Here is a 20,808-nt window from a genome sequence, read left to right as displayed (position 1 = left end):
TTCGCGCAGGAGCCCGCAATTCAGCGGGCTGGTTTCGGGCAGGACGGGTGCGTGCCGGCAGTTACCAGGTCGGCGACGGCGCTCCGCGGATCGCCACTTGTCACCAGGCCCTCGCCGACCAGGACGGCGTCGGCGCCGGCACCGGCGTAGGCCAGCAGGTCGGCGGTGCCACGCACCCCCGACTCGGCGATCCGGATGATGTTGCTCGGCAGGCCTGGCGCGATGCGGCCGAAGCAGTCGCGGTCGACCTCGAGGGTCTTGAGGTCCCGGGCGTTGACGCCGATGACCTTGGCACCGGCCTGGATGGCCCGGTCCGCTTCCTCTTCGGTGTGCACCTCGACCAGCGGGGTCATCCCGAGCGACTCGGTCCGGTCGATCATCGAGGTCAGCACCGACTGCTCCAACGCGGCCACGATCAGCAGCAGCATGTCGGCGCCGTGGGCCCGGGCCTCGTGAATCTGGTACGGCGTGACGATGAAGTCCTTGCGCAGCACCGGAATCGACACCCCGGCACGCACGGCATCCAGGTCCGCCAGCGAACCGTTGAAGCGACGCTCCTCGGTCAGCACACTGATCACCCGCGCGCCGCCGGACTCGTAGGCCTTGGCCAGCTTGGCGGGATCGTCGATCTGCGCCAACGCCCCCTTGCTGGGGCTCGCCCGCTTCACCTCGGCGATGACGCCGATGCCCGGCTCCCGCAGCGCGGCGAGAGCATCCTTGGCCGTCGGCGCCTTCTTGGCCCGCTCCTTGACCTCGGTCAGACTCAGCGCGGCTTCGCGGGCGGCAACATCAGCGCGAACTCCCTCGATGATGGAGTCGAGCACGGTCCCCGAAGTCATAACGCGTCGTCGTCCTTCCGTGCCGGTTCGGCAAGCCAGATGATCATCTCGAAGGGTAGTCGCCAGGGCGGCGCAGACTGCCACCGGGCCACGCTCATTTCCCGCCGCCGTCGTTCTGGGAGGGATCAGGTCCCTCGTTCCGGGTCGGATCATGGCCTTCGTCCAAGGCGTCCCAGATCATCCGTTCGGACATGCCGTCGGCGGCTTCTTCCTGTGCCGCCTCGCGCCGCGCGCCCGGCGCGGCGTATTTGGCGGTGGCCGCCGTGGCGGCTCCCCGGCCCGCCGAGCGCATCAGCAAAACGGCTCCGACCAGCGTCAACACCGCGGCCGCCAGCGTCACACCGGCACCCCAGTAGTGCCGCTGGGTGCCCACCAGGAACATGACCGCGATCTGTGCCATGTCGGCGGCGCGCACCGAGACGTCGGTGACCGCCCACAGGCTGATGGCCAGATATCCCATCCCGGCGCTCGCGACGGCCACCAGCAGCGCCAGCAGCCGCAGCGCCCAGCCGCGCACGGCCAGTGCCGCCACCGCGGCGGCGCCCGCCAATAGCGCCAGCGGGATGAGGGCCGTGGACCAGGCCGCGCCGGACAGCGTCGTCGTCTTCGGCTGGCCGAGCCCGTCGAACGACGACACGTCGACCCAGGGCAGCCGGGAGGCGCCCCACAGCATCAGTGCGGCGACGAGCAGCAGCACCTGAGCGGTGCGGGTGGTCCTCACGGCTCGCTCAGGGTCTCGGCGGCCGCGATCGCCGCCAGCACGGCCTTGGCCTTGTTGGACGACTCGTTGTATTCGTACGGCCCGTTGGAGTCGGCGACAACGCCGCCACCGGCCTGCACGTAGGCGGTGCCGCCGCGCATCAGCGCGGTGCGGATCGCGATGGCGAAGTCGGCGTTGCCGGCGAAATCGAGGTACCCGAGCACGCCGCCGTACAGGCCGCGGCGAGTCAGCTCGACCTCTTCGATCAGCTCCATGGCGCGGACCTTCGGCGCCCCCGACAGCGTCCCGGCCGGGAAGCAGGCGGTGACGGCGTCCAGCGCGGTCTTGTCGTCGGCGAGTTGGCCGGTGACGGTGGAGACCAGGTGCATGACGTGGCTGTAGCGCTCGATGTGGCTGTAGTCCTCGACGCGCACGGTGCCGGGCCGGCAGACGCGGCCCAGGTCATTGCGGCCCAGGTCGACCAGCATCAGGTGCTCGGAGCGCTCCTTGTCGTCGGCGAGCAGCTCCTTCTCGAGAAGGATGTCGTCCTCCTCGGTGGCGCCGCGCCACCGCGTGCCGGCGATGGGGTGCGTGGTCGCCACCCCTTCCTTCACCGTGACGAGCGCCTCCGGGCTGGAGCCGACGACCGAGAAGTCAAGGCCGCCTTCGGCATTGGGCACGTTGAGCAGGTACATGTACGGACTGGGGTTGGTCACCCGCAGCACCCGGTAGACGTCGATCGGGTCGGCGGCGGTATCCATCTCGAAGCGCTGCGACGGCACTACCTGGAATGCCTCGCCGGCCTCGATGTCGCCGACCAGCTTCTCGACGATGGCCGTGTACTCCTCGACAGTGCGCTGCTGGCGGGGCTGCGGCTGCGGACGTTCGAAGGTCGCGATGCTCGACGGCAACGGCTCCCCCAGCGCCTTCGTCATGACGTCGAGGCGCGCGACGGCATCGTCGTAGGCCCAGTCGACGCGCTCGTCGGTGCCGTTCCAGTTGACGGCGTTGGCGATGAGTGTGATGGTGCCCTCGTGGTGGTCGACGGCGGCCATGTCGGTGGCCAGCAGCAGCACCATGTCCGGCAGTTCGAGATCGTCGACCGCCAGCTCGGGCAGGCGTTCCAGCCGGCGCACCATGTCGTAGGCGAAATATCCCACCAGCCCGCTCGACAGCGGCGGCAGGCCCGGCACCGGCGCGGTCTGCAGCAGGGCCAGGGTGTCGCGCACCGCCTGCAGCGGGTCGCCGCCACTGGGTGCGTCCTGCGGGGTGTTGCCCAGCCAGACGGCTTCGCCGTCCCGGACCGTCAGCGCCGACGGGGCGCCCGCACCGATGAACGACCATCGCGACCACGAGCGCCCGTTTTCCGCCGATTCCAGCAGAAACGTGCCGGGGCGGTTGGCGGCCAGCTTGCGGTAGGCCGACAACGGCGTCTCGCTGTCGGCGAGCACCTTGCGCGTCACCGGCACGACACGGTGCTCGGCGGCCAGCGCCTGGAATTCCTCACGTGAGGTCGTCTTCACGCGGTCATCCTCCCAGAAGTAGCGTGGCAACCATGAAACGTGGTGACGTCGTCGCAGAGTTCAATCTCCCCGACCAGACCGGGACGAACCGCAGCCTTTCCGAACTGCTGGCCGACGGGCCGATCGTGCTGTTCTTCTACCCCGCGGCCATGACGCCGGGCTGCACCATGGAGGCCTGCCACTTCCGCGACCTCGCGGCCGAGTTCGCCGCCGTCGGCGCGTCCCGGGTCGGGATCAGCATGGACGCGGTGGAAAAGCAGGACAAGTTCGCCGAGAAGCACAGCTTCGACTACCCGCTGCTGTCGGACACCTCCGGCGCGGTGGCCGAGGCGTTCGGTGTGAAACGTGGCCTGCTCGGCAAGCTGATGCCCGTCAAGCGGACCACGTTCGTCATCGACACCGACCGCAGGGTCCTCGAGGTGATCGCCAGCGAGATCTCGATGGACTCTCACGCCGACAAGGCGCTCGAGGTGCTCAGGGCGCGTTAGCCGCCCGGATCACCGCAGCCAGTGACGCGGTGAGCACCGAGTCACTGCGGCCGCACGACCAGCCGCCGCGGTGTTCGAGGTACGTGACCGCGGTGTCGCCGATCGACTGCTGGGTGAGGCTCAGGATCTCGACGGGCCGGTCCACGTCGGCCAGCGCCTGGGTCAGCGCCTCGACCGGTCCGACGCCGCGGTGCGTACTGGCGCGGGCGATCCCGTTGACCGTCAGCGTGATCTCGGTGGTGTCGTCGCTGCTGGCGTGCCAGTCCTTCAGCTCCACCGGGCCGCTGCATCCCAGGTAGGACGCCTCGAACAGGTCGTACAGCTCGGCGGCGGTCACCTCGGCGCCACTGCCGTCGGTGTGGGCCTGCACATGTCGCGCGAAGTCGATCTGCAGCCGCCGCGGCAGGTCGAGTCCGTACCCGGTGTTCAGCAGGTAGGCGATGCCGCCCTTGCCGGATTGTGAGTTCACCCGGATCACCGCGTCGTAGCTGCGGCCGATGTCGGCCGGGTCGATCGGCAGATACGGCACCCGCCAATCGATTTCGCGTTCGTCCCGGTTCTCTGCCGCGGCTCGGGCCCGGTGCTCGGCCATACCCTTCTTGATCGCGTCCTGATGGGTTCCCGAGAACGCGGTGTGCACCAGGTCGCCGACGTACGGATGACGTTCGTGGATCGGCATCCGGGTGCAGTGCGACACCGTGCGGGCGATCGCGTCGATATCGGAGAAGTCGATCATCGGGTCGACGCCCTGCGCATACAGATTCAGGGCCAGGGTGGCGATATCGACGTTGCCGGTGCGCTCACCATTGCCGAACACGCAGCCCTCGACGCGTTGCGCACCGGCCAGCACGGCCAGTTCGGCGCAGGCCACGCCGGTCCCCCGGTCATTGTGCGGATGCACCGACAGGATCACCGCGTCGCGGCGGGCCAGATTCTTGTGCATGTACTCGATCTGGTCGGCGTACACGTTGGGCGTCGCAACCTCAACGGTCGCAGGCAGATTCAGGATCACCGGCCGGCTCGCCGTGGCATCCCACAGCTGCGTCACGGCGTCGCAGATCTCCAGCACATAATCGGGTTCGGTGAGGTTGAACACCTCCGGAGAGAACTGGAACCGGACGTTCGGCATGTCCTCGGTCAGGCTGAGCACGTCGAGCGCGCCGTGCAGGATCAGACTGCGCAGCTCGTCGCGGTCCTTGCCCAGCACGGTGTTTCGCCACGTGGGCGCGGTCGCGGTGTACATGTGGATGACGACGTCGTTGCGCATGCCCCGCACTGATTCGACAGTGCGCTCGATCAGGTCACGGCGCGCCGGGGTGAACACCGCGATGGTGACATCCTCTGGCGCGATGTCGGTTTCGGCCAACAGCCGGACGAAGTCGAAGTCGGTCTGGGATGCCGACGGGTAGCCGACCTCGATCTCCTTGTAGCCGATGGCGACGAGCTGCTCGAAGAATCGGCGTTTGCGCTCCGGGTCCATGGGCTCGGCCAGGGCCTGGTTGCCGTCGCGCAGGTCGACGGGCACCCACAGCGGCGCGGCAGTGATCCGGTTACTGGGCCAATCCCTTTGGGCCACAGGAATTTCCACCCGGTTGAAGACATCGGTGTAGCGATGCCACGGCATGGGTGACGGTTGTTGACGGTTCCAGGAAGTGTTCATGAATGGTCTGCTTTCGGTCAGAGAGGAAAGTGACCGGTCGCGACAGAGCCCCACGGCAGGGGGCCGGTCGTTTCAGACCCCGCCGCGGCAGCCAAGGAGAAGCACGCGCGTCATGATGGCTAGACTATACACAACTCCTCAGACAAGTAGAGAGGCATCATGGTCGCGCAGGTACAGCGTCAACCCCTGGCAGCGCAAGCCGCGCAGCTTCTACTGACGCGCATCAAAGACGGTGAATGGGCGCTCGGACAACGACTTCCGGGCGAGACGACGCTGGCTGCCCAGCTCGGCGTCGGGCGTTCCACCCTGCGTGAGGCCATCCGGGAACTGGCCGGAAAAGGCGTCCTCGACAGCCGCCAGGGCGCCGGGGTCTTCGTCACCGCGCTCGATGTCGCCGACGACTGGGACACCGTGCTGCGTAGTGCGAACATCGCCTCGGTGATCGAAGCCCGGATCGCCATCGAGGCCGAGGGCGCGGCCCTGGCCGCAACCCGCCGCACGCCGGCCGACCTGCGCACCATCCGGCGCACGCTCGCCGCGCGCGGCGTCGTCGGCCAGTCGGTGCCCGAGCACGTGGACGCCGACATGGCGTTTCACCGGGCAGTGATCGCGGCGGCACACAACGACGTGCTGATCCAGCTGTTCGACGCGTTCCTCCCCCGGCTGCGGCTGGCCATGATCGACATGCTGAAAATCCGGCCGATCACGTCCGAGCCGTGCGACCACGCCCTGCATCAACAACTCGCCGACGCCATCGTCGCGCGCGATTCCGACGCCGCGGCCGCCGCGAGCCGCACCCACCTGAGCGCTTTGAAGGAGTCCTTCACGTGACCCCGGTCCTCGAACTCGACAACGTCACCTTCCGGCGGGAGGGCAAGCAGATCATCGACGGCATCTCACTGACGGTGCACGAGGGCGAGCACTGGGCACTGCTCGGCCCGAACGGCGCGGGCAAGAGCACGCTGCTCGGCTTCTGCGGCGCAGTCACGTTCCCGACGACGGGCACGGTGCGCGTCCTGGGCGCACAGATGGGCCGTACCGACCTGGCACCGCTGCGCCGGTCGATCGGCCACGTCAATCCCCGGCACCGGTTGCAGTATCCGCTGACGGTGCGCGAGGTGGTGCTGACCGGAGTCACCGGCACCATCGACATCGCGGCACGCTGGACACCGACCGCCGACGACATCGCGCGTGCCGACGCGTTGATCGGCACCGTGGGGCTGACCCACCGCGCCGACGCCGTGTGGCCGACGCTCTCACAGGGCGAACGCGGCCGTACCTTGACCGCCCGAGCGCTCATCGCCGAGCCACGGCTGCTGCTACTCGACGAACCGACCACCGGCCTCGATGTCGCCGCGCGCGAGCAGCTGCTGGAAACCCTTGACGCGCTGGAGCATTCACACCCCGAGATGGCCTCGATCCTGGTGACGCACCACCTCGAGGAGCTGCCGACGTCGACGTCGCACGCGCTGTTGATCTCCGGTGGCCGGACCGTCGCCGTGGGCCCGGCGGTCGAGACCGTGACGACCGACCATGTGACAGAGGCGTTTTCACATCCGGTCGAGGTCGGCTACGACCACGGCCGGTGGTCGGCGCGGGCGAGAGCCGGCCGGGTCATCGCGTAACCGACCGGGATTTATGCACGATTTTCCGCGCTTGGCGCGGAAAATCGTGCACAAATCACTGGGTGGCGAACTCGCGGGCCTGGAGATACGCCCGCCAGCCGCCGAATTCCGAAATGTCGGGCGCCGCGATGGCGGCCTCGTCGGCGCACACGAACCCGGTCTCCCAGGACCCGTCGTCGAGTTCCACCGCCGCCAGTCCCATCGGCGTCGGGAGGGCGGCCAGGAACGTCCCGAGTGCCGCCGGCGAGAGCGACCAGCGCTCCACTTCGAAGGCCCGCCCGCCATGCGGCAGCCGCACCAGCGCGGGCTTGCCCGACGGCAGCGCCGTCATGCGATAGCGCTCGGCCGTGCGGGCCGGGCCGTCCCACCGTGCCCCGAGATCGTGGAGCTGACCGGCCAGCGGCTGATCACGCAGATGCGCACCGGCCACCACCAGCGTCATCACCCCGGCGCCCGCCCGCTCCGGCCACGACGCCACGGTGCCCCGGTCACCACCGCCCAGCCGGGCCGCGATGTCCGCCACCACGGCGTCATCGAAGGCCCGCCCCAATACTGTGACACCGAATTGCGCTGTGGTGCCGTCGGATTCAACAACCTCGCCCGCCGGAACCGCGACGCCGCACATGTCGAAGAGATTGCAGAAATTGGTGTACGTGCCGATCCGGGCGTTGACCGCGACGGGGTCGGCCGCCACCTCCGCGAGCGTCGGCTGCAGCGGAGCGGTCGGGACGAGCAGCGCGTCGCACTCCCCCAATGCCCGGAATGCCCGCTCCCGCAGGCGGTCCAGCTCACGACGGTCACGCAACAGCCCGGTCGCGGTGTGGGAGCCGCCGGCGGTGATGATCGCGGCGACCGTCGGGTCCAGACCGGCGTCGGCACCGGCATCACTGATGAAGTCCCCCACCGCTTCCGTGCGCTCGGCGACCAGCGCCCCGTCGTACAGCAGCCGTGCGGCAGCCAGGAAGTCCGTCAGATCGATGGGGACGATGCGCATCCCGGCATCCCGGGCGGCATCGACGGCGCGCTGGAACGCGGCATCCCAGCCGGGCGCCATCGCGGGCAATTCGGCGGGCACCGCCAGCACCGGCTCGGCCGGGGCGGCCAAGCGCGTCGACGCGGGCCACGGCCGCTGCGTCGTGGTCGCCATCACGGCCATGGCGCTCTCCGCCGTGGCCAGGTCACGCGCCAGGATCGTCACGCAGTCATAGCTCGGGCAGGCCGGGACGACGCCTGCCGTCGACACCAGCCCGATGGTGCCCTTGATCCCGACGAGGCCCTGGTACGCCGCCGGTACCCGGCCGGATCCGGCAGTGTCCGTGGCGATTCCGATGTCGGCCGCACCGATGGCCACCGCGACGGCCGAGCCCGACGACGAGCCGCCCGATATCCGGTCCGGGCGCCGCGCGTCACGCACCGCGCCGTAGGGACTACGGGTGCCGACGAGCCCGGTGGCGAACTGATCCAGATTGGTCTTGCCGATCACGACCGCGCCGGCCGCCCGCAGCGCGGCCACCACCGGCGCGTCGGCATCCGGGGTGTAGGCGTAGCCCGGGCACGCCGCCGTGGTCGGCAGACCCGCGACGTCGACGTTGTCCTTGACCGCCAGCAGCTGACCGGCCAGCGGTCCCTGCGCCTGTGCGACCTCGCGGCGCACGGTGTCCTCGTCCCGGACGGTGATGAAGGCCTCCGGTCGCTGTGCGATGGCCGCGTAGGCGGCGCTGATCCGGTCCGTCATGCGACTTCCTGTCCTGTTGTGGCGCAGGGCTTCTTGCGTGCGCCGATCTCACCGCTGGCCTCCCAGCGGGCCCGCTCCTCGTTGCGGGCGGCCGTCATACGCTGTCGTACCGCGGCGATGTCGTCGGCTTCGCTCGAGAGGAAGTTCAGGTAGTCCGCGATGCGGAACTCGCCGTCGGTGATGTCGACCGTCCCGCGTCCGGCGGCGACGTCGGCCCGCAGATCGGTCAGTTCCTCCGACGACACCGGGTACCACGACACCTGGTCGAAGAATCGCAGCAGCCACGGCTGTTCCGGCTCGAAACCCGGTGCGGACAACGGGAACCGGTGGTTCCACACCTGGGTGGTGCGGCCCATCAACTGGTAGCCGCCCGGGCCTTCCATACCGTAGATGCAGAGGTAGGCACCGCCGATCCCGACCGCGTTCTCCGGCGTCCAGGTGCGGGCCGGGTTGTACTTGGTGGTGACCACCCGGTGGCGGGGATCGACCGGGGTGGCGACGGGCGCACCGAGGTAGACGTCCCCCAGACCGAGCACGAGATAACTTGCCGCATGGACGATGTCGAACACCTCCTGCTGCGACTCGAGGCCGTTCATCCGCCGGATGAACTCGATGTTGCTCGGGCACCACGGCGCGTCGTCGCGCACACCGTTGCGGTACCGGTCGATGGCGAGCCGGATGGTCGGGTCATCCCAACTCAATGGCAGCCGCACCGAGCGGCTCGGCAGCACCAGTTGGTCGACGGGCCCGAGCGCGGACTCGAGGTCGAGCACGAAGGCCGTCATCGCCTGGTGATCGGTGAGCGCGGCGTCGAATTTGACCTGCAGCGAACGGATTCCGGGTGTCAGGTCGATGATGCCGCGGGGCCGGTGTGCGTCGATCGCGGTGTGCAGCGCGTGCACCCGCGCCCGCAGCACCAGATCCAGTGTCATCGTGCCGTATTCGACCAGCAGATTGTCATCGCCGCTGCGGCGCAGGGTCATCGACGTCGTCCCGTCACCGGTGACGCCGCGGTGCAGCACCCCATCGTCGCCGTCGCCGCGCGGGCTGCGCACCACCGGGGACGCCGCGCGCCGCGAGGTGCCCAGGGCCGCCAGCGGTGCCGCGGCACTGGCCCGCACCGGAACGAAGCGCACCCGGTCGCCGGGCGTGAGCTGCCCGAGCTTCCAGCGGTCCGCCGACGTCACCGTCACGGGGCAGACGAAACCGCCGAGGCTGGGTCCGTCCGGACCGAGCAGGATCGGGGTGTCGCCGGTGAAGTCAAGGGCGCCAACCGAATACGGCGTGTCATGGATGTTCGACGGGTGCAGGCCGGCCTCGCCGCCGTCGGGCCGGGCCCACTGCGGCTTCGGCCCGACGAGGCGCACACCGGTGCGGTCGAGGTTGTGGTCCACCAGATACGTGGCCTCGTAGAGGCTTTCGATGTCGGCTCGGGTGAAGAACTCCGGCGCGCCGTGCGGTCCCTCGGTGACCGCCAGGCGCCATTCGTGGCCGATCGACGGGATTTCCTCATCGGTCAGCCGGCGCGGTCGTCCGCCCGGGGTGCCCAGATCGAGACGGTCGCCGGCCGCGAGGGCCCGCCCGCCGGCGCCGAACTTCCCGAGCGTGAACGTCGAGCGCGAGCCGAGGTACGCCTCGGCCTCGATACCGCCGGCCACCGCGATGTAGATGCGCATGCCGACGCCCTGTACGGCGCCGATCTCGAGCACACCGCCCTCCGGGACCGCGATGGGTGCCCACTGCCGCGCCGGGACGCCGTCGAGCGTGACCGATACCGGTGCGCCGGTGACGCAGACGACCGTCGCCTCGTCGAATCCCAGTGTCGGACCGGCCATCGTGGCCTCGAGGCCGGGTGCGCCTTCGGCGTTACCGACCGCGAGGTTGGCCAACCGCAGCGACAGGTCGTCCATCGGACCTGACGGCGGTACGCCCACCTGCCAGTAGCCGATGCGGCCCGGCCAGTCCTGGACGGTGGTGCTCGGCCCGGGCCGCAGCACGGTGAGGGCGGATGGCGCCATTCCGGTACTCCTTCGAATGCAGAACGCGGTGCGAGAGAACGTGGATCAGGACGGGCGGGTGACGATCATCCGCACCGGTGTCGGATCGAAGCCGTTGCACGGGTTGTTGATCTGCGGGCAATTGGACACCAGCACGAGGACGTCGGTGTCGGCGCGCAGCGCCACCCGCAGTCCCGGCGCCGACAGCCCGTCGACGATGCCGAGCGTGCCGTCGGCCTCCACCGGCACGTTCATGAAGAAGTTGAGATTCGGTGCCAGGTCACGCTTTCCGAGGCCGTAGCGGGCGCCTTCGATGAGAAAGTTCTCGACGCACGCATGCTGATGGCGGGTGTGGTGGCCGTAGCGCAGGGTGTTGGACTCCTGCGAGCAGGCGCCGCCGACGGTGTCGTGATTGCCGACCTCGTCGGCCACCACGGTCATCAGTGCCCCACCGTCGCTGTCGCGCAACACGGTTCCGGTGCTGACGAACAGCGACTTCTGCGCCGTGATGGTGGTCTGGGCGCTGTACCGGCGGGACGTGTCGTGCGCCCCGTAGATCAGCGTGTCCACGGCCTGATTGCCGTGCAGGTCGACGATGGTCAGCACGTCGCCTGCCGCGACGATCGCCGACCAGGGGCCGCGGGCCTCGACGATCTCGTCGAGGATGGTCGTGCCGGACACCAGCGCGGGGACCGAGTCGATGACGGTGCTCATGCGGGAACTCCTTCGGTGAGATGCAGTGCGGTCCAGACGTCTTCGGTGTTGCGGTGGGCGCGTTCGTATTCGGGTCCGATGGTTTCGGCGCGCGCGGCCAGATCGGCGAGGTCGGCGGGAGCCGACCAGGCCAGCACCTCCAGGTCCGAGGTGTTGAAGCTCGGCTCCGGGTCGAGCGGGTGTGCGGTGTTGGCGATCGCCACGATCACCGGCAGGTGCACGAGCAGTTCGACCGCGGTGCCGGCTCCGGCCGAGCCCGTCGACACCAGTTGCCCCGCATCGTCGGCCCGGACGCCGTGGAAGAACGACACGCCGGGGCCTACGTCGCGCGGCCCCAGGCCGTGCTTGAGTGCGGCGAGCACCAGCAACTCGCGGCCGGCCGGGCTGTCCGAGTGCGCGCTGCCGGCACCGTAGCGGGCTTCGTTCTGGGACCGGGTTGTGGTGCCGCACAGGGCATCGTGGTGGCCCGAGGTGTCGGCGACGATGGTCGCCAGGACCCGGCCCTGGTCATCGAGCAGCGGGTGCCCGGTGCCGAGATACGCCTGCCACGGCACCTTGACGGTGTCGGCGGTGTTCAGGCGCTCCCAGGGGGCGTCGGCGCGCCACAGCAGCAGGTGCGCGCACGCGCGGCCCTCGATGTCGGTGAGCCGCAACCGCGTTCCGCGGTCCAGCACCTTGCTGGTGTAGCGGCCGCCGGGCACCGTCTCGGCCCAGGTCAGGCGGTGGGCATCGACACCGGCCGGCGGTGTCGGCCACTGCGATGCCGGAACGACGGGCATGGCCGCGGTGTGGGTGCCGGCCTGCGCACGGGCGTGTGCGCGGGCGGCGGCGGTCGTCGAGGTGGTGGACGAAGAACTCACGAGAATCCTTTCGGCAGTTGTGGATTGGACGGGGTCAGAGCGACCCGACGGGGCGCGGGTGGGTCCGGCGGTACGGGAAGCACAGGGCGCCGAGCGCGACGATGGCGACGATGGTGAACGGCCCGGCCCACACCAGCAGCGGCATGGTGCCCGTCGGGTCGTAGATTTCCGGCCGCGGCCAGGCCAGGTTGATCACCATGGCCACGCCGTACACCACGGCGAAGATGTTGACCGGCAGGCCCCAGCGACCCAGCGAGAACAGCGGCCGGCCACCGGCGTCGGTAACCGAAGCGTCCCAGCGCATTCCGCGCAGCCGGTGCGCCAGGAGCGGCGCCGTCACCAGCAGGTACGCGATGTAGATCGCGATGATGCAGACGCTGGCCAGGGTCGCGAAGATCGCGGAGTTGCCGACGTTCACCAGGAGCACACCGACGCACGCGACACCGACCACGATCGCGGGCGGAATCGGCGTCCCGGTAGCCGGATTGACGCGCGACAGCAGCGCCGAGAACGGCAGCCGCTGGTCGCGTGCCATGGAGAACATCAGGCGGGTGGCAGCGGTCTGAATTGCCAAGGTGCAGATGAAGATCGCGATGGCCACATCGATGAGGAGCAGCGTGCCCCAGGGCGAGGACAGCACCGCACCCAGCACGTAGGGCAGGCCTTCGGTCGCCAGACGGCCGTCGGTCAGGCTCGGCGCCGCCATCAGTGCGCCGACGATCATGAGACCGCCACCGAGTGCCGAGACGGTGAGCGCCGACCGGATGGTGCGCGGGGCGACGCGGCGCGCGTCGCGCGTCTCCTCGGCGAGTTCACCGGCCGAGCCGAAGCCGACCATGACGTAGGCGGCCATCAGACCCGAGGCGATCCAGGCCCAGCCGTAGCCCGAACCCGCGCCACCGGTGTCGAAGACGACCTGCGGACCGCGCTGTGCGTGCGTGAAGAAGACTCCGACGACCGCGATGACGCCGACGATCTCGCAGCAGACACCGATCGTCGCGACGCGCGACATCCAGCGCACGCCGATGCAGTTGATCGTGGTGGTGATGATCAGCAGCGCGGTACCCAACAGCACGGCGTTGGCGGCGCCATCGGCCGAAGTCAGTGCGGTATCGGTGCCGATGATCTGGAAGCCCGGCCACACCGCCGGCAGCACCACCTGCAGCGCGATGGCCGCGGCGGATGCGGTGATGATCTGGGCGACGATCATGAACCAGCCACCGAACCAGCCGACCACCTCACCGCCGAGGCGGCGGGCCCACTGGTAGATGGCCCCCGAGATCGGGTAGCGGGCCGCGAGTTCGGCGAAGCACAAGGCCACCGCGAACTGTCCGATGAACACCACCGGCCAGGTCCAGAAGAACGCCGGCCCGCCGAAACTGTATCCGAGGCCGAACAATTGGAAGATCGTGGTGAGGATCGACACGAACGAGAAACCGGCCGCGAACGAGGCGAACTTGCCCAGCGAGCGGTGCAGCTGTTGGTCGTAGCCGAACTCGGCGAGATCGTCGTGATCTGCCGGCGACGTGTTGGTCAATGTCATCCGATTCCGATTCTGCGAGGCCTAATACCTGTCAACTGACAGAATTAATGGGAAGCGTGACGCAGAGGGGTCACCGACGTTTCCGACGTGGGTCGCGATGTAACAGTTGCGTTTCACGCGAGCCGACGCTGCGCGAATGACCGCAGGTGGCACAGTAGTGGCATGAGCCGCCCCGGCCGTCCCCGTCATCGCGATGCCCTACGCCCCGGCAGCACCGCCGTCGAACAGATCCTCGATGCCGCCGGAGAACTGTTTGTGACACAGGGCTTCACGGTCACCTCGACGCGGTCGATCGCCGAAGCCGTCGGCATCCGTCAGGCCTCGCTGTATCACCACTTCCCCAACAAGGAAGCCATCCTCGAGGCACTGCTCGACGCGACGGTGGTGCCGTCGCTGGACTTCGCGCGGCGCGTGACGCGCTCGGTGGACGACCCGAAGGCGGCCCTCTGGGCGGTGACGGCCGGTGACGCGGCCAACCTGCTGTCCGTGCCGTGGAACCTGGGCCGGCTCTATCTGCTGCCGGAGGTCGACGGCATCGAGGGCTTCCACCGCCGGCGCCGCGAGTTGCACGCCGTCTACCGCGAACTGGCGGTCGACGCCGTCGGCGGCCGCGACGAGTTCCGCTGCGGCCTGCCGGTGCGCCTGACCGAGACGGTCATCGCGCAGCGCGTCGACGATCCCGAGATCACCGGCGACGAAGTGGCCGAGGCCATCGCCGATGCCGCCCTACGGGTGCTCGAGATCGAGGTCGACGACGCCCTGCGGGCCGAGGGACGGGCGCTGGTCGAGCAGCACCTGGCCGAGCCGGATTAGGCCTCGGGGGCGAGCAACTGGTCGGCGTCGAAGCAGCTGTGGTCGCCGGTGTGGCAGGCCCCACCGACCTGGTCGACTTCGAGCAGCACGGCGTCGCCGTCACAGTCCAGCCGCACCGAGTGCACGTACTGCGTGTGGCCCGATGTCAGACCCTTGACCCACTGCTCACCGCGCGAGCGGGAAAAGTACGTCGCCTCACGGGTTTCCAGAGTGCGGGCCAGCGCGTCGTCGTCCATCCAGGCGACCATCAGCACATCGCCGGTACCCCGCTGCTGCACCACGGCGGTGAACAGCCCGGCCTCGTTGCGCTTGATGCGGGCGGCGATCCCGGGATCCAGGCTCATCGCACCGTGATCCCTTCGGCCGCCATCGCTTCCTTCACCTGACCGATCGTCAGCTCCCGGAAGTGGAAGACGGTGGCCGCCAGGACCGCATCCGCACCGGCCTGCACCGCGGGCGCGAAGTCGCCGACGGCGCCGGCTCCCCCGCTGGCGATCACCGGCACGCTCACCGCGGCGCGCACCGCCCGCAGCATCGCGAGGTCGAAACCGGCCTTGGTGCCGTCGGCGTCCATGGAATTCAGCAGGATCTCCCCGACCCCGAGTTCGGCTCCGCGCGTGGCCCATTCGACGGCGTCGATGCCGGTGCCGCGGCGGCCGCCGTGGGTCGTCACCTCCCAGCCGGACGGCGTCGGCTCGGATCCTTCGGGCACGGTGCGGGCATCCACCGACAGCACGATGCACTGCGAACCGAACTGCCGCGACAGCTCCGACAGCAGCTCGGGCCGGGCGATCGCGGCGGTGTTGACCGAAACCTTGTCGGCGCCGGCGCGCAGCAGCGTGTCGACGTCCTCGACCGAGCGCACGCCGCCACCCACGGTCAGCGGGATGAACACCTGCTCGGCGGTGCGGCGCACCACCTCGAGCATGGTCGAGCGGCCCGACGACGACGCGGTGACGTCCAGGAACGTCAGCTCGTCGGCGCCTTCCGCGTCATACGCGGCGGCCAGCTCGACGGGATCACCGGCGTCCCGCAGGTTCTCGAAGTTGACGCCCTTGACCACCCGGCCGCCGTCGACGTCCAGGCACGGGATGACGCGCGTTGCGAGACTCACAGGTAATCCTCCGGAATACCAACGGATTTCACGATCTCCAGCATCCTCTCGTGCACACCGGGTGCGGCGGCCAACGCAGATTTCGAATCGGCCGTCCACGGCTCGCCGGCGAGGTCGGTGACGATACCGCCGGCGGCCCGGACCAAGGCGACACCCGCGGCGTGGTCCCAGATGTGGTGACCGAAGCTGATCGCGCCGCCGAGAATGCCGGCGCCGACGTACGCCAGGTCGAGGCCCGTCGCGCCGTGCATCCGCACCCGCGAGCATTCCCGCGTCAGGCTCGACAGGACCGCATTGCGCCACCGCCCCGGGAAACGGCCCTTCGAATCGATGTTGAAGGTCTGGATACCGACGATGGATTCGGCCAGCGTGGTCGGGGCCAGCGGCGGCAAGGCCGTCTCCCCGTCGCGGACGGGACCGTCCACGGTTGCGACGTAGCGCTGGCCCATGAACGGCAGCCACGTCAGCCCGGCGACCGGGGTGCCCCGCCACAGCAGGCCGAGCAGGATCGCCGCCATGGGCGAACCGGCCGCGTAGTTGAATGTGCCGTCGATCGGATCGAGCACCCACACCAGCTCGGAGTCGATGGGCTCGCCACCGAATTCCTCACCGTGCACACCGATTCCGGTGGCCGACGTCAGGGCCGCGACGACCTGGCGCTCGATGGCGAGGTCGATCTCGGTGGCGAAGTCGTTGCCCTTCTTGCGAACTGCCGCGTCGGCCTGGTGGCCGGCGATGAACGGGGCGACGGCATCGTCGAGGATGCTGGTCGCGGCCGCGACCAGCTCTGCCAACCTCGCCGGTTCGATCACTTAACCGCAGCCAGCGCCTCAGGCAGCGTGAACCGCTCTGCGTACAAGGCCTTTCCGACGATGGCGCCCTCGACGCCCTGCCCGGTCAGCGTGGCGATGGCGCGCAGGTCGTCCAGGCTCGACACGCCACCCGACGCGATGATCGGCGCGTTGGTGCGGCCGGCGACGGTGCTCAGCAGGTCCAGGTTCGGACCGGTCAGCGTGCCGTCCTTGGTGACGTCGGTGACGACGTAACGCGAACAGCCTTCGCTGTCGAGGCGTTCCAGCACGTCCCACAGGTCGCCGCCGTCGGTCTCCCAGCCGCGGCCGCGCAGGCGCCAACTGCCGTTCTCGAACTGCACGTCCAGGCCGACCGCCACGCGGTCGCCGTACTCGCCGATGGCCCGCTTGCACCATTCCGGGCTCTCCAGCGCCGCGGTGCCGATGTTCACGCGGGCGCAGCCGGTGTCCATGGCCGCTTTGAGCGACTCATCGTCACGGATGCCACCGGAAAGTTCCACGGCCACATCGAGTTTGCCGACGACCTCGGCCAGCAGTTCCCGGTTGCTGCCCCGGCCGAACGCGGCGTCCAGGTCCACCAGGTGCACCCACTCGGCACCGTCGCGCTGCCAGGTCTGCGCCGCCTCCAGCGCCGAACCGTAATCGGTCTCGCTGCCGGCCTTGCCCTGCACCAGCCGCACCGCCTTGCCGTCGACCACGTCAACGGCCGGCAACAGAATCAAACTCATAGCCCCTCAACCCAATTCGCCAACAGCGTCGCACCTGCGTCGCCGCTCTTCTCCGGATGAAACTGTGTCGCCGACAACGCGCCGTCTTCGACGGCCGCGATGAACGGCACGTGATGCGTGGCCCAGGTGACCTTCGCGTCGGCATGGCCGCCCCACTGCTGGGCGGCGTAGGAATGCACGAAGTAGAACCGGGTGTCGGCGTCGAGCCCCTTGAACAGGGTGCTGTCGGCGGCGGCATCGACGGTGTTCCAGCCCATGTGCGGAATCACCGGCGCATCCAGCCGGGTGACCTCACCGGGCCACTGCCCGCAGCCTTCGGTCTGCACCCCGAACTCGACGCCCTTCGAGAACAGAATCTGCATGCCGACGCACACACCCAGCACCGGGTGGCCCGCGGCCAGCCGGTCGGCGATGATCTTCTCGCCGCCGATCGACCGCAGACCGGTCATGCAGGCCTCGTAGGCGCCGACACCGGGCACAACCAGACCGTCGGCGGCAGCCGCGGCAGCGGCGTCGGCGGTGACCTCGACGTCAGCGCCGACCCGCTCGAGGGCGCGCTGCGCGGACCGGAGATTGCCCGAGCCGTAGTCCAGAACGACGAGTTTCTTTGTCACAGAGTGCCCTTGGTCGACGGCACGCCGGCCACCCGAGGGTCGGGTTCGACGGCCTGACGCAGCGCGCGCGCCACGGCCTTGTACTGCGCCTCGGTGATGTGGTGCGGGTCGCGGCCGTACAGCGTGCGCACGTGCAGCGCGATCTTGGCGTTGAAGGCCAGCGATTCGAACACGTGCCGGTTGATCACGGTGTGGTACGGCACCGAGGACCCGGCGATGGTGAAGGACACCATCGACTCCGGTTCACCGGTGTGCACGAAGTACGGACGGCCCGAAACGTCAACGGCCGCATGGGCCAGGGTCTCGTCCATCGGGATGAACGCGTCGCCGAACCGGCGGATGCCCTTCTTGTCGCCCAGGGCCTGGCCGAGTGCCTGGCCCAGGACGATCGCGGTGTCCTCGACGGTGTGGTGGCCCTCGATCTCGACATCACCCTTGGCGTGCACCGTCAGATCGAAGCTGGCGTGCGTGCCCAGGGAGGTCAGCATGTGGTCGAAGAACGGCACCCCGGTGCTGATGTCGACCTGGCCGGTGCCGTCGAGATCGATCTCGACGACGATGCTCGACTCTTTGGTGGTGCGTTCCACGCGGGCGCGGCGGGTCATGAAACTCCTTGTGGGGCTAGTTCCGTTGCGGCGAGCTTGGCGCTGACTTCCAGCAGGGCGTCGTTCTCCGCGGCCAAACCGACGGTGGTGCGCAGGAATCCGGGGATTCCGACGTCGCGGATCAGCACGCCGGCGTCGAGGTAGCGCTGCCAGGTCGCCGCGGCATCGGCGAACTCGCCGAACAGGATGAAGTTGGCGTCACTGGGGATCACCCGGAAACCCATGCCGGACAACGCCGCTGCCACCCGGTCCCGCTCCGAAGCCAAAGTGGCGACGCTGCTCAGCGTCTCATCAGCATGCCGCAGCGCGGCACGCGCGGCCGCCTGCGTCAGCACCGACAGGTGATACGGCAACCGCACCAGCAGCATCGCATCGATCACGGCAGGGTCGGCCACGAGGTAGCCCAGCCGCCCGCCGGCGAAGGCGAACGCCTTGCTCATGGTGCGGCTGATGATCAGCTTGGCCGGGTACTCGGCGAGCAGCGCGACACCGCTGGGCTGCGACGAGAATTCGCCGTACGCCTCGTCGAGGATCAGCACACCGGGCGTGACGTCCAGCAGGCGGCGCAGGTCGTCGAGCGGAACGCTCTGCCCGGTCGGGTTGTTGGGGCTGGTCACGAAGACGACGTCGGGTCGCTGCGCCTCGATGGCGGCCACCGCCACGTCGACGTCGAGGCCGAAATCGGTCGCCCGGGTTGCCGACAGCCATTCGGTCTGGGTGCCGTCCGAAATGATGGGGTGCATCGAGTACGACGGCACGAAACCGATGGCGCTGCGGCCCGGCCCGCCGAACGCCTGCAGCAGCTGCTGCAGGATTTCATTGGAACCGTTTGCCGCCCACAGGTTTTCCGCCGTCAGCGCGACACCCGTCTGCGCCTGCATGTACGCGGCCAGATCGGTACGCAGCGCCATGGCGTCGCGGTCCGGGTAGCGGTGCAACTCGGCGGCGGCCGCGGCGACCGATGCGGCGACGTCGTCGACCAGCGCCGGTGTCGGCGGGTGCGGGTTCTCGTTGGTGTTGAGCCGCACCGGCACCACGAGTTGCGGTGCGCCGTACGGCGATTTGCCGCGCAGGTTCTCCCGCAGCGGCAGGTCGGCCAGGGAGATCTTCTTACCCATCAGCGTTCGAACCTCCGGCGCACAGCCTCACCGTGCGCCGGCAGGTTCTCTGCCGTGGCCAGCGTGATCACGTGACCCGCAACGTCTTTCAGGGCCGCCTCGGTGTAGTCGACGACGTGGATGCCACGCAGGAACGTCTGCACCGACAGGCCACTGGAGTGCCGCGCGCAACCGGCGGTCGGCAGCACGTGGTTGGACCCGGCGCAGTAGTCGCCGAGGCTCACCGGCGACCAGGCGCCGACGAAAATGGCGCCCGCCGAACGGATTCGGCCGGCGACCTCAGCGGCGTCGACGGTCTGGATCTCCAGGTGCTCGGCGGCGTAGGCGTTCACGACACGGACCCCGGTGTCGAGGTCGTCCACCAGCACGATGGCCGACTGTTTGCCGTTCAGCGCGACCGTCACCCGCTCACGGTGCAGCGTCGTGGCGACCTGCGCGGCCACCTCCACATCGGTGGCGTCGGCCAGCTTCTCACTGGTGGTGACCAGCACGCTGGCCGCCATCTCGTCGTGCTCGGCCTGGCTGATCAGATCGGCGGCGATGTGCACCGCGTCGGCCGAGTGATCGGCCAGGATCGCGATCTCCGTCGGGCCGGCCTCGGCGTCGATGCCCACCTGGGAACGGCAGATGCGCTTGGCGGCCGTGACGAAGATGTTGCCCGGGCCGGTGATCATGTCGACCGGCGCGAGCTCTTCGCCGGTCGTGTCCACGCCGCCGTAAGCCAGCAGCGCGATGCCCTGGGCACCGCCGACAGCCCACACCTCGTCGACCCCGAGCAGAGCTGCCGCGGCGAGGATGGTCGGGTGCGGTAGTCCGCCGTGGTCCTTCTGTGGCGGGCTGGCGATCACCAGGGAGTCGACGCCGGCGGTCTGGGCCGGGACGACGTTCATCACGACGCTCGACGGGTAGACGGCGTTGCCGCCGGGGACGTACAGCCCGACGCGTTCGACCGGGACCCACCGTTCGGTGACGGTCGCGCCCGGGGCCAGCGTCGTGGTGGTGTCGGTGCGCCGCTGGTCGGCGTGCACGGCACGGGTCCGCTCGATCGCGACCTCGAGCGCCACCCGCACGTCGGCGGGCAGGCGGGTCAGCGCGGCGTCCAGCTCCGCCTTGGGGACGCGTACGGCGGCCGGCCGCACGCCGTCGAAGGACTCGCCGTATTCGAGGGCCGCCACCGCACCGCGTTCGACCACCGCGTCGACGATCGGGCGTACCTTGGGCAGCACCGAATCCACGTCGACACCGCCTCGGGGCAGCACCGCTCGCAACTGCGCCGCGGACAGCTGCTGACCTCGCAAATCGATACGCGAGAGCTTCACT

21 protein-coding genes are annotated in these 20,808 nt (G+C 69.4%); 4 read left to right on the top strand and 17 right to left on the bottom strand.

Features of this window, described 5'->3' with window-relative positions; genetic code table 11:
• Window positions 1-20: 20 nt before the first annotated feature.
• The 3 genes from trpC to ACJH6I_RS16760 all read right to left on the bottom strand — a co-directional run bounded on the left by trpC (window position 21) and on the right by ACJH6I_RS16760 (window position 3,092).
• Window positions 21-839, bottom strand: a complete 819-nt coding sequence (gene trpC, locus ACJH6I_RS16770) for an indole-3-glycerol phosphate synthase TrpC (protein WP_226518691.1) — start codon at window positions 837-839, stop codon at window positions 21-23.
• A gap of 94 nt (window positions 840-933) precedes the next feature.
• Window positions 934-1,560 (bottom strand): TIGR02234 family membrane protein, encoded by a 627-nt coding sequence (locus ACJH6I_RS16765; protein ID WP_082761900.1) that lies wholly within the window; start codon window positions 1,558-1,560, stop codon window positions 934-936.
• Window positions 1,557-3,092 (bottom strand): anthranilate synthase component I, encoded by a 1,536-nt coding sequence (locus ACJH6I_RS16760; protein WP_406784301.1) that lies wholly within the window; start codon window positions 3,090-3,092, stop codon window positions 1,557-1,559. The genes ACJH6I_RS16765 and ACJH6I_RS16760 overlap by 4 nt, the downstream gene beginning before the upstream one ends.
• Window positions 3,093-3,094: 2 nt before the next feature.
• Between ACJH6I_RS16760 and ACJH6I_RS16755 the strand changes: the two genes are divergently transcribed.
• The gene (locus tag ACJH6I_RS16755; protein WP_318986306.1) at window positions 3,095-3,550 is read left to right on the top strand and encodes a peroxiredoxin; all 456 of its coding nucleotides are present in this window, start codon (window positions 3,095-3,097) and stop codon (window positions 3,548-3,550) included.
• Here the strand turns inward: ACJH6I_RS16755 and ACJH6I_RS16750 are convergent.
• Window positions 3,537-5,210, bottom strand: coding sequence for a 2-isopropylmalate synthase (locus ACJH6I_RS16750; protein WP_406784300.1), 1,674 nt, complete (start codon window positions 5,208-5,210; stop codon window positions 3,537-3,539). The genes ACJH6I_RS16755 and ACJH6I_RS16750 overlap by 14 nt on opposite strands.
• A gap of 159 nt (window positions 5,211-5,369) precedes the next feature.
• On the opposite strand from ACJH6I_RS16750, the gene ACJH6I_RS16745 reads away from it, so the two are divergent.
• Complete coding sequence (locus ACJH6I_RS16745) at window positions 5,370-6,041, top strand: FCD domain-containing protein (protein ID WP_318986305.1); 672 nt, start codon at window positions 5,370-5,372, stop codon at window positions 6,039-6,041.
• Complete coding sequence (locus ACJH6I_RS16740; protein WP_318986304.1) at window positions 6,038-6,835, top strand: ATP-binding cassette domain-containing protein; 798 nt, start codon at window positions 6,038-6,040, stop codon at window positions 6,833-6,835. Before ACJH6I_RS16745 ends, ACJH6I_RS16740 begins: the two co-directional genes overlap by 4 nt.
• Window positions 6,836-6,890: 55 nt before the next feature.
• Here the strand turns inward: ACJH6I_RS16740 and atzF are convergent, their stop codons facing one another.
• From atzF to ACJH6I_RS16715, 5 genes are read right to left on the bottom strand one after another with little or no spacing between them, the layout of a single operon-like run.
• On the bottom strand, window positions 6,891-8,570 hold the full coding sequence (gene atzF / locus ACJH6I_RS16735) for an allophanate hydrolase (protein ID WP_318986303.1): 1,680 nt from the start codon (window positions 8,568-8,570) through the stop codon (window positions 6,891-6,893).
• Window positions 8,567-10,588 carry a 5-oxoprolinase/urea amidolyase family protein gene (locus tag ACJH6I_RS16730; RefSeq protein ID WP_212813970.1) on the bottom strand — a complete coding sequence of 674 codons (2,022 nt, stop codon included), beginning with the start codon at window positions 10,586-10,588 and terminating at the stop codon, window positions 8,567-8,569. Before ACJH6I_RS16730 ends, atzF begins: the two co-directional genes overlap by 4 nt.
• A gap of 45 nt (window positions 10,589-10,633) precedes the next feature.
• Entirely contained in the window at window positions 10,634-11,281 is a 648-nt protein-coding gene (locus ACJH6I_RS16725) for an urea amidolyase associated protein UAAP2 (protein WP_029119966.1), read from the bottom strand.
• Window positions 11,278-12,141 (bottom strand): urea amidolyase associated protein UAAP1, encoded by an 864-nt coding sequence (locus tag ACJH6I_RS16720; RefSeq protein ID WP_212813968.1) that lies wholly within the window; start codon window positions 12,139-12,141, stop codon window positions 11,278-11,280. The genes ACJH6I_RS16725 and ACJH6I_RS16720 overlap by 4 nt, the downstream gene beginning before the upstream one ends.
• A gap of 34 nt (window positions 12,142-12,175) precedes the next feature.
• Window positions 12,176-13,684 carry an amino acid permease gene (locus ACJH6I_RS16715; RefSeq protein ID WP_212813966.1) on the bottom strand — a complete coding sequence of 503 codons (1,509 nt, stop codon included), beginning with the start codon at window positions 13,682-13,684 and terminating at the stop codon, window positions 12,176-12,178.
• Between the two features lie 162 nt (window positions 13,685-13,846).
• Here ACJH6I_RS16715 and ACJH6I_RS16710 point away from each other — a divergent pair, with 162 nt between their 5' ends.
• Window positions 13,847-14,497, top strand: a complete 651-nt coding sequence (locus ACJH6I_RS16710) for a TetR/AcrR family transcriptional regulator (protein WP_212813964.1) — start codon at window positions 13,847-13,849, stop codon at window positions 14,495-14,497.
• Here ACJH6I_RS16710 and hisI read toward each other — a convergent pair.
• Genes hisI through hisD form a run of 8 tightly spaced genes read right to left on the bottom strand, consistent with a single transcriptional unit; the run spans window position 14,494 to window position 20,807 of the window.
• Complete coding sequence (hisI, locus tag ACJH6I_RS16705) at window positions 14,494-14,841, bottom strand: phosphoribosyl-AMP cyclohydrolase (protein WP_064981726.1); 348 nt, start codon at window positions 14,839-14,841, stop codon at window positions 14,494-14,496. The genes ACJH6I_RS16710 and hisI overlap by 4 nt on opposite strands.
• Complete coding sequence (gene hisF / locus ACJH6I_RS16700; RefSeq protein WP_406775222.1) at window positions 14,838-15,638, bottom strand: imidazole glycerol phosphate synthase subunit HisF; 801 nt, start codon at window positions 15,636-15,638, stop codon at window positions 14,838-14,840. Before hisF ends, hisI begins: the two co-directional genes overlap by 4 nt.
• Complete coding sequence (locus ACJH6I_RS16695) at window positions 15,608-16,420, bottom strand: inositol monophosphatase family protein (protein ID WP_212814754.1); 813 nt, start codon at window positions 16,418-16,420, stop codon at window positions 15,608-15,610. Before ACJH6I_RS16695 ends, hisF begins: the two co-directional genes overlap by 31 nt.
• A complete protein-coding gene (gene priA, locus ACJH6I_RS16690; RefSeq protein ID WP_212813960.1) occupies window positions 16,420-17,151 on the bottom strand; it encodes a bifunctional 1-(5-phosphoribosyl)-5-((5-phosphoribosylamino)methylideneamino)imidazole-4-carboxamide isomerase/phosphoribosylanthranilate isomerase PriA in 732 nt (243 codons plus the stop codon). Before priA ends, ACJH6I_RS16695 begins: the two co-directional genes overlap by 1 nt.
• Window positions 17,148-17,765 carry an imidazole glycerol phosphate synthase subunit HisH gene (gene hisH, locus ACJH6I_RS16685; RefSeq protein ID WP_212813958.1) on the bottom strand — a complete coding sequence of 206 codons (618 nt, stop codon included), beginning with the start codon at window positions 17,763-17,765 and terminating at the stop codon, window positions 17,148-17,150. Before hisH ends, priA begins: the two co-directional genes overlap by 4 nt.
• Complete coding sequence (gene hisB, locus ACJH6I_RS16680) at window positions 17,762-18,370, bottom strand: imidazoleglycerol-phosphate dehydratase HisB (RefSeq protein ID WP_020103224.1); 609 nt, start codon at window positions 18,368-18,370, stop codon at window positions 17,762-17,764. Before hisB ends, hisH begins: the two co-directional genes overlap by 4 nt.
• Entirely contained in the window at window positions 18,367-19,488 is a 1,122-nt protein-coding gene (locus tag ACJH6I_RS16675; RefSeq protein ID WP_212813956.1) for a histidinol-phosphate transaminase, read from the bottom strand. Before ACJH6I_RS16675 ends, hisB begins: the two co-directional genes overlap by 4 nt.
• Complete coding sequence (hisD, locus tag ACJH6I_RS16670) at window positions 19,488-20,807, bottom strand: histidinol dehydrogenase (RefSeq protein ID WP_406775221.1); 1,320 nt, start codon at window positions 20,805-20,807, stop codon at window positions 19,488-19,490. Before hisD ends, ACJH6I_RS16675 begins: the two co-directional genes overlap by 1 nt.
• Window position 20,808 lies beyond the last annotated feature (1 nt).

The sequence above is a fragment of the Mycobacterium sp. SMC-13 genome, assembly GCF_045311035.1.
Taxonomy (GTDB): Bacteria; Actinomycetota; Actinomycetes; order Mycobacteriales; family Mycobacteriaceae; genus Mycobacterium.
The sequence above is the reverse complement of the archived record's forward strand: the minus strand, read 5'-3'. Positions and strand labels throughout refer to the sequence as shown.

Excerpts from the sequence above, each read along its gene's own strand:
- ACJH6I_RS16715 (WP_212813966.1), bottom strand. The coding sequence starts at position 13,684 with ATGACATTGACCAACACGTCGCCGGCAGATCACGACGATCTCGCCGAG.
- ACJH6I_RS16730 (WP_212813970.1), bottom strand. The coding sequence starts at position 10,588 with ATGGCGCCATCCGCCCTCACCGTGCTGCGGCCCGGGCCGAGCACCACC.
- atzF (WP_318986303.1), bottom strand. The coding sequence starts at position 8,570 with ATGACGGACCGGATCAGCGCCGCCTACGCGGCCATCGCACAGCGACCG.
- ACJH6I_RS16755 (WP_318986306.1), top strand. The coding sequence starts at position 3,095 with ATGAAACGTGGTGACGTCGTCGCAGAGTTCAATCTCCCCGACCAGACC.
- hisB (WP_020103224.1), bottom strand. The coding sequence starts at position 18,370 with ATGACCCGCCGCGCCCGCGTGGAACGCACCACCAAAGAGTCGAGCATC.
- ACJH6I_RS16750 (WP_406784300.1), bottom strand. The coding sequence starts at position 5,210 with ATGAACACTTCCTGGAACCGTCAACAACCGTCACCCATGCCGTGGCAT.
- trpC (WP_226518691.1), bottom strand. The coding sequence starts at position 839 with ATGACTTCGGGGACCGTGCTCGACTCCATCATCGAGGGAGTTCGCGCT.
- ACJH6I_RS16745 (WP_318986305.1), top strand. The coding sequence starts at position 5,370 with ATGGTCGCGCAGGTACAGCGTCAACCCCTGGCAGCGCAAGCCGCGCAG.
- ACJH6I_RS16675 (WP_212813956.1), bottom strand. The coding sequence starts at position 19,488 with ATGGGTAAGAAGATCTCCCTGGCCGACCTGCCGCTGCGGGAGAACCTG.
- ACJH6I_RS16710 (WP_212813964.1), top strand. The coding sequence starts at position 13,847 with ATGAGCCGCCCCGGCCGTCCCCGTCATCGCGATGCCCTACGCCCCGGC.
- priA (WP_212813960.1), bottom strand. The coding sequence starts at position 17,151 with ATGAGTTTGATTCTGTTGCCGGCCGTTGACGTGGTCGACGGCAAGGCG.
- hisI (WP_064981726.1), bottom strand. The coding sequence starts at position 14,841 with ATGAGCCTGGATCCCGGGATCGCCGCCCGCATCAAGCGCAACGAGGCC.
- ACJH6I_RS16725 (WP_029119966.1), bottom strand. The coding sequence starts at position 11,281 with ATGAGCACCGTCATCGACTCGGTCCCCGCGCTGGTGTCCGGCACGACC.